General features: G+C 58.4%; 9 protein-coding genes. 4 read left to right on the top strand and 5 right to left on the bottom strand.

The window, feature by feature from the left end; genetic code table 11:
- The first annotated feature begins 233 nt into the window (after positions 1–233).
- The 3 genes from ACFFAR_RS15155 (at position 234) to ACFFAR_RS15145 (ending at position 4,466) form a co-directional block, all read left to right on the top strand.
- Entirely contained in the window at positions 234–1,433 is a 1,200-nt protein-coding gene (locus ACFFAR_RS15155) for an MFS transporter (RefSeq protein WP_174365581.1), read from the top strand.
- A 169-nt stretch (positions 1,434–1,602) separates the two neighbouring features.
- A complete protein-coding gene (locus tag ACFFAR_RS15150; RefSeq protein WP_375508070.1) occupies positions 1,603–2,310 on the top strand; it encodes a nitroreductase in 708 nt (235 codons plus the stop codon).
- 203 nt (positions 2,311–2,513) lie between these two features.
- Positions 2,514–4,466 carry an EAL domain-containing protein gene (locus ACFFAR_RS15145; RefSeq protein WP_174363732.1) on the top strand — a complete coding sequence of 651 codons (1,953 nt, stop codon included), beginning with the start codon at positions 2,514–2,516 and terminating at the stop codon, positions 4,464–4,466.
- Between the two features lie 102 nt (positions 4,467–4,568).
- Here ACFFAR_RS15145 and ACFFAR_RS15140 read toward each other — a convergent pair whose 3' ends face one another.
- The 5 genes from ACFFAR_RS15140 to ACFFAR_RS15120 are packed head-to-tail and all read right to left on the bottom strand — an operon-like array spanning position 4,569 to position 8,761.
- Positions 4,569–5,339 carry a glutaredoxin domain-containing protein gene (locus ACFFAR_RS15140; RefSeq protein WP_062000834.1) on the bottom strand — a complete coding sequence of 257 codons (771 nt, stop codon included), beginning with the start codon at positions 5,337–5,339 and terminating at the stop codon, positions 4,569–4,571.
- Between the two features lie 35 nt (positions 5,340–5,374).
- Positions 5,375–6,166: an ABC transporter permease subunit gene (locus ACFFAR_RS15135; RefSeq protein ID WP_174363733.1), complete on the bottom strand. Its 792-nt coding sequence runs from the start codon at positions 6,164–6,166 to the stop codon at positions 5,375–5,377.
- Entirely contained in the window at positions 6,163–6,921 is a 759-nt protein-coding gene (locus ACFFAR_RS15130; RefSeq protein WP_062169883.1) for an ABC transporter permease, read from the bottom strand. Before ACFFAR_RS15130 ends, ACFFAR_RS15135 begins: the two co-directional genes overlap by 4 nt.
- On the bottom strand, positions 6,918–7,766 hold the full coding sequence (locus ACFFAR_RS15125) for an ATP-binding cassette domain-containing protein (RefSeq protein ID WP_174363734.1): 849 nt from the start codon (positions 7,764–7,766) through the stop codon (positions 6,918–6,920). The genes ACFFAR_RS15130 and ACFFAR_RS15125 overlap by 4 nt, the downstream gene beginning before the upstream one ends.
- An 8-nt stretch (positions 7,767–7,774) precedes the next feature.
- Positions 7,775–8,761 (bottom strand): ABC transporter substrate-binding protein, encoded by a 987-nt coding sequence (locus ACFFAR_RS15120; RefSeq protein WP_075357770.1) that lies wholly within the window; start codon positions 8,759–8,761, stop codon positions 7,775–7,777.
- Positions 8,762–9,049: 288 nt separating this feature from the next.
- Here ACFFAR_RS15120 and ACFFAR_RS15115 point away from each other — a divergent pair, with 288 nt between their 5' ends.
- A complete protein-coding gene (locus ACFFAR_RS15115; protein ID WP_061999306.1) occupies positions 9,050–9,769 on the top strand; it encodes a GntR family transcriptional regulator in 720 nt (239 codons plus the stop codon).
- Positions 9,770–9,842 lie beyond the last annotated feature (73 nt).

Genomic DNA, 9,842 nt, shown 5'->3' with positions numbered 1-9,842 from the left:
GGGTCGCTCAAGGGTCGCTCAAGGGTCGCCACCTGCGTCTGCAGAAGAGAATGCCTGGTGACCCATTGAGGACCATTGCGGAGAATTCAATCGTTTGCTTGCGGCTCCGCTTTCTTACGACCCTGTGCAGCAAAAATTAATTCATCAGATAATGAATTACGCTCTTGGCTCCAAGACCTTGGACGAAGGCAGGACTTCCTTCTCATAGATGGTACGGAGCTCTCGCGATCTTCATGTCAGATATCAACGAACATTGGCAGCGCAATCTCATCGTGTGTCTTCTGGGGTCGTTCTCGACCATCTTCGCCATGACGTTGATGCTGCCGTTCTTGCCTATCTATGTGGAACAGCTTGGCGTGCGCGGGCATGCAGCGATCGTGCAATGGTCGGGAGTCGCCTATAGCGCCACGTTCATGACTGCCGGGCTGGTAGCGCCGTTATGGGGATATCTCGGCGACCGCTATGGACGCAAGCCAATGCTTGTGCGCGCGAGCTTCGGCATGGCGATTGTCATGTCGCTGATTGGATTTTCGACCAATGTCTGGCAGCTTGTCGGGTTGCGCCTGCTTGCGGGTATTGCCGGCGGATACTCTTCCGGCGCCACGATCCTTGTCGCCACGCAAACGCCGCGCGATCGCTCGGCATGGGCGCTTGGCATGCTGTCGTCCGGCGTCATGGCGGGCAATCTGCTTGGACCGTTGGTCGGTGGGTCGCTGCCGCCGTTGATCGGCATCCGCGCAACGTTCTGGTGCGCAGGCGCCATGATTTTTATCGCTTTTCTTGCGACGGTGTTTCTGGTCAAGGAAGCGCCCCGGCAGCCTCGGGGAAACGAACCGAAACCAAAACGCGGTTGGTCTGAAATTTCTGCGAAGACGGTGGTTATCGCCATGCTCGCGACATCACTGTTGCTGATGTTCGCCAACATGTCGATCGAGCCGATCATCACCGTTTATGTGGGCACGTTGGTCAGGGACCCGAAGCAGGTAACGATGTTCGCGGGACTCGCGATGTCCGCGGCCGCGTTGGGCAGCATTTTGTCGGCATCGCGGCTGGGAAAGCTGGCGGACCGCATCGGATATTCCACCGTTATCGTGTTCGCACTGGTCATGGCGGCGCTCATCATGATTCCGCAGGCGTTCGTCAATTCGGGCTGGCAACTGATCGGCTTGAGATTTTTGATGGGGCTTGCGCTGGGCGGCCTGATGCCTTGTGTCATCGCCGCAATCCGGCGCTGCGTACCGGATCACATGGCGGGAACCGTTTTGGGGTATTGCGTCTCCGCGCAGTTCGCGGGACAAGTCGCGGGGCCGTTGATGGGCGGATTCGTCGGCGGTCATGTTGGTATGCGTGCGGTGTTCCTCGGAACGTCCGTGCTACTTTCACTGGGCGCCGTATTCAACTGGCGCGTGGCCCGACGCGCATCCTCTATGTAGCACGTCACGCTTTCCAGTGGCATGTCCTGGGCATGTTTCGGTGTTGATATCGTGGATGGCGGCGTTGCGCCTCGTTGAAAGCGCCTTCGCATGGCTCCGGTCGCCGGTCGACAAGTAACGATGGTCATCCTGGAAAAGTGGCGTGGCCATTCGCCTGAAAGGAGAAATGATGGAAGTGAATCAGCAAAAACTATCGGTGGACTCGGCCGGGACGGTAGATGAGGCGCTGCTGACGCGACGCTCGGTGCGTGCGTTTCTGAATAAAGAGGTGGAGCGTGAGCAGATTGAAGACGTCTTGCGCCTGGCATCTCACGCACCCAGCGGATCGAATTTCCAGCCGTGGCATGTGTATGTCGCGATGGGCGAGACACTGGCCAAGCTGACGCATGCAATGCAGGCGGCCTATCTTTCCAACAATGGCGACGTCTTGCGGGAGTACGATTTCTACATGAACCCGATAGAAGAGCCGTACCTCAGTCGTCGTCGTGCGTGTGGCTGGGGGCTTTATGCAACACTCGGCATTGAACGGCACGAAAAAGACAGGCTGGCCGCGCAACGCGCCCGTAACTTCGTTTTCTTCGATGCGCCAGTCGGCATGATTTTTACTATCGACAGGCGCATGGCGTCAGGGAGTTATATCGATTACGGCATGTTCCTTCAGAGTATCGCATTGGCTGCGCGCGCACGAGGCCTTCACACGTGCGCCCAGGCTTCCATAGCCGAGGTACCGCAAATTGTGTGTGAGCACCTGAACGTCCCGCCTGATGAGATGGTCTTGTGCGGAATGGCGCTTGGTTATGCCGACCCTGACGCAGTGGTGAACGAATTCAGCCCCAAGCGACAAGATGTCGAGGCCTTCACGCGTTTTTTCAACTAGCGGGCTGCGATCACGCAATACCCACTTGCGTCTCGCAGCCATTCGATGCGGGAAGCAAAACTCTCTCGACAGTCAAGCGGCTGCCGCGGTTATCTAGTGTGGCCGCCGAACTCAAGATTGCGCTCAAAAATGCCGTAAATACGATCGAAAGCCATAAAGTAACGGCGACACACAAAAAAATATCCTGAGAGAGGTAGTACCCCATGCGATCTTCGAACTCGATTCGATCGCTGTTGCGCGTTTGCGACGACAATCCGGAACTGACCCGTTCGCAACTCTCGGCGCTTGGACGCCAGTTGCCGCTCCTGTACTTCATTCTCGTTGTCAATACCATCGCGGTGTGCGTAACGCATTTTCGCCTGGCGCCTTTGTGGCTGAGCGTGTATTTGCCAGGAGCGCTTTGCATCGTTTGCTTGTGGCGCGCGATCCACTGGTGGCAGCGTCGCGCGATCTATCTGTCTCACGACAAGGCTGTCAGCCTTTTGCGAAAGACCGTCCGTCTGACTGTCGTGTTCGGCATCGCCTTTACCGCCTGGGCGCTCAAGCTTTACGAATATGGCGATGCCTACGCGCAGGCGCACATTGCGTTTTACATGTCGATCACGGTAATAGGCTGCATCTTCTGCCTGATGCACCTGCGTCCGGCCGCATTACTTCTCACCGCAATCGTCGTAATTCCGTGGACCATCTTTTTCGTTCTGAGCGGACAACCGGTATTCATTGCGATTGCCGTGAACATTGCGCTCGTCGCATTAGCGATGATCGTCATTTTGTTCATCAACTACCGCGACTTTGCGAACCTGATCGATTCGAAGAAACAATTGCTCAAGCAACAGGCCGCTACGCAGACGCTCAGTGACGACAATTTCCGTCTTGCCAATCTCGACAGCATGACCGGCCTCCCGAACCGGCGCAGTTTCTTTTCGTCGCTGGACGCCATGCTTGTAAGCGCAGAGGCGCAGAAGCGCCGTTTCGCCGTAGGACTGATCGATCTGGACGGCTTCAAGCAAGTGAACGACGCCTACGGGCATTCGGTCGGCGACCGGCTGCTCTCGGAGGCAGCGAACCGGCTGGTTGGCATTGCATGCATCCATACACAGGTTTCGAGGCTGGGTGGCGATGAATTCGGTATCCTGATCGATCGGGACATGACGCGCGAAGAGTTGTTGATGCTCGGCAACCTGATTTGCGCGACACTCAAGGACGATGTGCTCATTCGCGACGCCACAGTGGGACTGCTTGGCTCCGTAGGCTTCGCTACGTTCCCCGACGCCGGCGTGACCTCGGAAGAACTTTTCGAACGCGCCGACTATGCAATGTATTTTGCTAAACGAACGGCGCGCGGGTCGTCGGCGATCTTCTCCTCCATGCACGAAACGCAAATCCGTCGGGCAAGTGTTATCGAGCAGGAATTGCGGCTCGCAGTACATCACGACCAGATGACGCTCGCGTTTCAACCGATCGTGGATTTGCACACGACGCAGATCGTCGGCTTCGAGGCGCTTGCACGCTGGACCAACGGCAAGCTCGGAGTCGTCGGTCCGGACGAGTTCATCCCCGTCGCGGAACGCTCTGACCTTGTGCATCGACTGACGACGAACCTGCTGACAAAGGCGCTTGCGGTGCTGACAATATGGCCGTCGGACGTCTTCGTCTCGTTCAATCTTTCCGTTCGCGATCTCTCGTCGAGCGAGCAGACGAATCGCATCATCGATATTGTGAGGGACAGCGGTATTGACCCGGCGCGCATCGAGTTCGAAGTCACGGAAACAACTGTCATGCCGGACATCGACCAGGCGTGCGCTTCGATCGCTGCCTTGCGCAGGCTCGGTGCGCGCATTGCGCTCGATGATTTCGGTTCGGGGCATTCGAGCTTGAGTTATGTGCACCGGTTGCCGCTCGACAAGATCAAGATCGACCGGAGCTTCATCGAAGGGATCGAGTTGGACAAAGCGTGTCGGGATATCGTGCGGACAGTTGTCGACATGTGCCACAGGCTGAAAGTGGAATGCACGGTCGAAGGAATCGAGACCAACCAGCAGCGGGATGCTGTGGTGGCGCTTGGCTGCAACTCGGGCCAAGGCTATATGTTTGGCAAACCGATGAGCGAACAAGATGCGCTTGCATGCCTGATGACGAGGTCTCAACACCAATGAACATCGCGTTGCCTTACGGAGAAACCGCTAGTCACGATGTTCTGCCGATTCAACGGGTCCGGCGCGAAAGCACCGGGCCGAGGAAGCTCGGGTGATTCGATGCTACCGATCCCACACCTCGTGTGGCACGGGCAGTCCTTCGAGATCGGCCGCGCTCAGCGGTCCATCAGGCGCGATGCCATCACTTTCCAGCATCAGCATGACCTGGCGCGTATGCTGCGCCGCGTGCCAGGCGGTGCGCTCCAGCACTTCGTGGAACGGCCGGGTGCCATAGTAGGTCTCGACACTGTAGTTCACCATCGGGTCGCTTTCTGCCGCCCACCAGTCCAGGAATTTCGCGTGTACACGCTCACCCCAGGCAGCAATGTCCTCGCCGCTCCAGTCGTCGGGGGGAAGTTCATCGAAGGACTCGAAGCGCAATGGAATACCTTGCGCGGCCTGCATTCCCATCTCGGCCACGCGGAACATATGAAAGCCCAGCCCCGCCGGCGTCCGGTTCCTGTTGCGGAATGGCGTCTTCAATTGCTCCGCGGTGAACTGGCGAATGTATCGGGCATTCGCACTCATCAGAAGATCGAGCTTGGCCACCAGTTGCGCGGGAGGCAGCGGGTCCATGACGCGCGTCTTGAGGTCGAGGAACTTGATGACATCGTGGATTGACTGGCAGAAGGTATAACGCTTGCCGATTGAAACGACCGGTACGCTGCGAGCGCCCAGTTCCACGAGTTGCGCGAGCGCATCAGGATCGTTATGAACATCGAGTGATTCGAATTCGATACCCTGTTCAGTCAGGAATTCCTTGGTTCGTAAGCACGACGAACATCCGGGCTGCCAGAAAACCTTGATGCGCGCTGCGTTCAGTGTTTCGGTCATCATCGTTCCCCAAGAATCGACTTTGGTGAAATCAATCAGGAATCCAATCCGTTGTCCGACTTTGCCAGGCTGTGGTGCCACTTCAGCAGCAACAGGTTCACTACCGTTGCAAACACGAACAACAGGATCGCCAGCGCCATGATGGTTCGCGTGTCGTTGCGTCCCATCGCAATCATCAGCATGTGGCCTATGCCGCTTTGCGACGCAAACATCTCGCCGATCAGCGTACCGAGCAGCGTCAGAGAGAAGCCGATGCGCAGGCCCGCGAGCACTTCCGGAACGGCAGCGGGGAGCAGCACGTAACGCGCATATGCAACTGGCGACAGGCGGCAGGCGCGCGCAGTGCGGCCAAAAACCGGCCGCATGTTGCGCACGGCGCCCATCGTGAATACGGTGATGGGAATGATGCCGTGGATCACGCCGAACGTGACCTTGGCGTAGAGGCCCAGTCCGAACATGAGGAGGACAACCGGGTAGAGCGTGATCTTCGGAATAGCATAGAACGCCATCAGGATCGGCTCTATCACGTCGCCCGCGAGGCGCTTGACGCCGAGGACCAGACCCAGGCAAACGCCGCCGGCGCACGAGATCGCAAAGCCGAGCGAAAACGCAATCGACGTCACCCGCAAGTTCTCTGGAAAGTCTTCGTCTTGCAGGATTGCCTTAAGGCGGACGGAGGTGGCCCATGGACCGGGCAGGACGTCATCGCCCAATAGCGAACTGGCAATTTGCCACAGCGCAAGCAGGACCACGATCAACAGGACGCTGTCGCTCCATCGTGAGGCGGAGCGTTTTGGCTTCAGGGCAGCCGTCGCAATGGTGCTCATGCCGGGCTCCTCCGTGTGCGGCTGTAGAGACGCTGTTCGGCCATATGAAGCAGCATGTTCAGCGTGCCGACAAAAACCAGCAGTAACAGCATCAGCCCATACATGGTGGGGTTATCGAAATTGTTGTACGCGTAAGCGATCCTGAAACCGAAACCCGATCCCGCCAGAACGAATTCGCCCGCAATCACCGCGATGAACGCATACACCACGGTCAGCTTGATGCCAGTGAACACGAACGGCAGGCTCGAGGGCAGCGTGACGAGACGGATCTCATCTAGCGCACTCATGCGCATGGCGCGTGCGGAGCGCAGCAGCACGCGCGGCACGCGTTCGAGTCCATTAAGTGTATTGGCGGCCATTGCGACGACGCCAAACAGAAAGCCGATAGCAACGAGCGGCCAGCGGTTCAATCCGAAAATCACGATCAGGACCGGATACACAACAAAAATAGGCACCGCGTAATACGACAGAAGCAACGGGTCGATCACACGCCGCAAGCGCGGCAGCCGGAACAGACCTACGCCGAACGCGAAACCACCGGTCACCGCCAGCAATACCGCGAGTGTCGCATTGGCGAGCGTTTGCAGAATGTCGTGTGTGTAGTCGCCGGAAGCCAGCAACGCCCACGCACCTTCAACCATTCTGGATGGCGGTATGAACGACACCGGATCGATCCACGCAAGCCGGCTTGCCACCTCCAGCGTCGCGACGAAGAGCACGACCAGTGCCAGGCGCCAGCGCGCCGCGACTTTCATGTCTGACTCCCGAGAGCCTTGAGCGCTTCATTGCGCAGCAGTCCCCACACGCGCGCCGTCAGTTCGCCGAAGCGCGGATCGAGTGCGGTGTTGCTGTCGCGCTGCCGTGACCAGCCGGTGTGGATCGTTTCAATGAACCGTCCCGGACACGCCGACATCACGCCGATACGATCCGATAGCAGCACTGCTTCATCGATGGAATGCGTGATCAGCATCACAGTCGCGCCAGTCTCGCGCCAGAGCTTCAGCATCTCCTCGCCCATCAGCAGACGAGTTTGTTGATCGAGTGCACCGAAGGGTTCGTCGAGCAGCATGAGCCGCGGACGCACGACCATTGCACGCGCGATGCAAACGCGCTGACGCATGCCACCCGAGAGCTGGACCGGATACGAATGCGTGAACGCCTTCAAACCCATGAAAGCGAGCGCATGCTCGACCCGTTCGCGGATCTCGCTTTCGGACACGCCCGCACGGCGTGCGCCAAATGCGGCGTTGTCGTAGACATCGAGCCAGGGGAACGTTGCGTCTTCCTGGAAAACCACCGCGACGCCTTCCGGCACTTTGCCTCGCACGGGAGCATTTTCGAACGTCACCGTGCCGGAGCTCGCCGCGTTGAGTCCGGCGATGACATCGAGCAACGTCGATTTGCCGCAACCCGACGGGCCGACGACCGAAAAGAACTCGCCTTTCTGCAGGTTCAAGCTGACCGGCCCAAGCGCGTGAAAGGGCGGCTTGCCATGCTCGGCGGCATAGAACCGTGTGACATCGGTGAGCGTCGCGTGAATCTCCGACTCGCCACGCTCCACGTTGCTTGCCGGCACGACGGACAAGGGCAGGGATTTCATCGCTGGCCTCACTTTGAGCGATCGCTCGCGGGCAGCATCGATTCGTCGACGATCGCATGCCAGTCGAACGGGCCCGGTTCCACTGCCTTGATCAGCACGAGACCTTTCACCACTTCGTCCATGCTCGTGTAGTTGAAACGGCCGGTGCTCCAGTAGTGCGGATCGGTATCGAGACAGTTGTCGATGGCCGACTTCGCAACCGCCAGATCGATCTTGTAGGCCTTGGCGAGAATCTGCGCGGACTCCTCACGATGCGCGGCAATGTATTGCACGCCCTTGGCGCGTGCATCGATGATCGCCTTGATCGTTTCGGGATGCGCCTTCAGGTAATCAGTTCGCACCACGCCTACAGTCTGCGTCTCGGCCGGGACGATATCGGTCGAGCGAAATGCGATTTTCAATTGGTCCTTGCGCGCGCTGTAGGCAGGCTCCGTCATGTAGGCAACATCGACCGCGTGTTGCTGCAATGCAATCATCATCGTGCCGGAAGCGCCGACGGGTTTGCGCTGCACCTGGCCCGTGAGCCCGGCACGTTCGAGACCGACGATCGTGATCATCTCGGTCATCGATTTGGGGCTGCTGTAGCCAATACTCTTTCCCTTCATGTCCGCAATGCCGTTCACGTTCGATGCCTTGAGCTGGACCCACAACAGGTCCGCCACGCTCTGTACGCCGCTATGCACGATCGTGATCGGCACGCCTTGCTTGATCGCAGCGATGGCAGCCGGCAACGCAACTTCGCCATAGGGAATCTCGGACGCCATCGCATTGCGCACTGACGTGCCGCCGCCTTCCGATGTAATGAAGCCCGTGACGTCCACCCCGTTTTGCTTGAAATAGCCCTTGTCGAGGGCGACCGCGAAGGGAACGCCATACATGCCGTCGATCCAGTGCGTGACAGTCAGCGTTGCGGCTTGCACATGCGTCGCTGCCAGTACCGGACTCAGCAGCGTTGTCAGCACGGCAAGTCGCGCCAGCGCGCGGTTGAGCTTCATCGGGGGTCTCCTGAATGGTCGTTGTTAGACTTTGATCAGAGATTTATGGAAAAATTGTAGGATACTTTTAGTCCTCAGCTTGACTTGTCGCCATGCTTGTTTACACCTAAAACCCTGAAAGCCTTGTCAGTCAAGGATTGTGGCGATCTACTGCGTGGTTTTCCGTGTCTTGTCTCAATTAGAAGCAGCGCGTGAGCCTCTTTTTGTCCTACACTTTCAGCGAGCCCAACTTTGCGTTTCCATTGAGACAAAATCCTGTGCAGGCCGAAAAGGCCGCCATATCGATCCATGAACTACGAATCCATTGACCAGCTCGACGACGCGCCCCAAGCCGCGATCGAACCCTTGCTTCGCACCGGGGAAACGGTCGACAGGACAGCGGATCTGCTTAAACAGCAAATCCTGGAAGGGCGCCTTGTCCCCGGGCAGCGGCTGATTTCACGCGACCTGATCGAGGAACTCGGGATCAGCCGGGGTTCATTGCGTGAAGCGTTCAGGCGGCTTGTCGCCGATGGCCTTGTCGATTTGATTCCGAATCGCGGCGCAGTGGTCCGTCACTTGTCCGTCGATGAAATCGCGAACCTGTACCAGGTGCGAGAAGCGCTCGAAGGTTTTGCCGCGCGGCGTGCCGCCGAAGTCATCGACGAGGGCGATAACCGCGCCCGCTTCACCGAGGTGCTGGAGCGCGGACGGCGGCATTTCACGCACCCGGACTTCCAGGCGTTCGTAGTCGATAACCGCCAGTTTCATCGGATCATCGTGGACATGTGCAATAACCCTCAGTTAAGCGAACTGATCGACAGGTACCAATTGCCTGTTTTCATGATCCAGTTGCGCCAGCGCATCGGCGTGGATGCGATCGTGCGCAACTCGTTGGCCGAACACGAGGCGATTGCCGCGGGGATCCTGGCCGGCGACCCGGATGCCGCAAGCAAAGCCATGCAGCAGCACCTGTGGCATTCGGCAGATGCGCTGGTCAAGCTGCCGGCGCTCAAGCCGCCGAAGTAGCGCTGCACGATGTAGCGCTACACCAGCGCACAAACGGCTCGAGCCGTCATTGGGACAAAACGCCAGGGAGACG

This window comes from uncultured Caballeronia sp., assembly GCF_964243625.1.
GTDB lineage: Bacteria > Pseudomonadota > Gammaproteobacteria > Burkholderiales > Burkholderiaceae > Caballeronia.
This window is presented reverse-complemented; position numbering and strand designations above follow the sequence as displayed.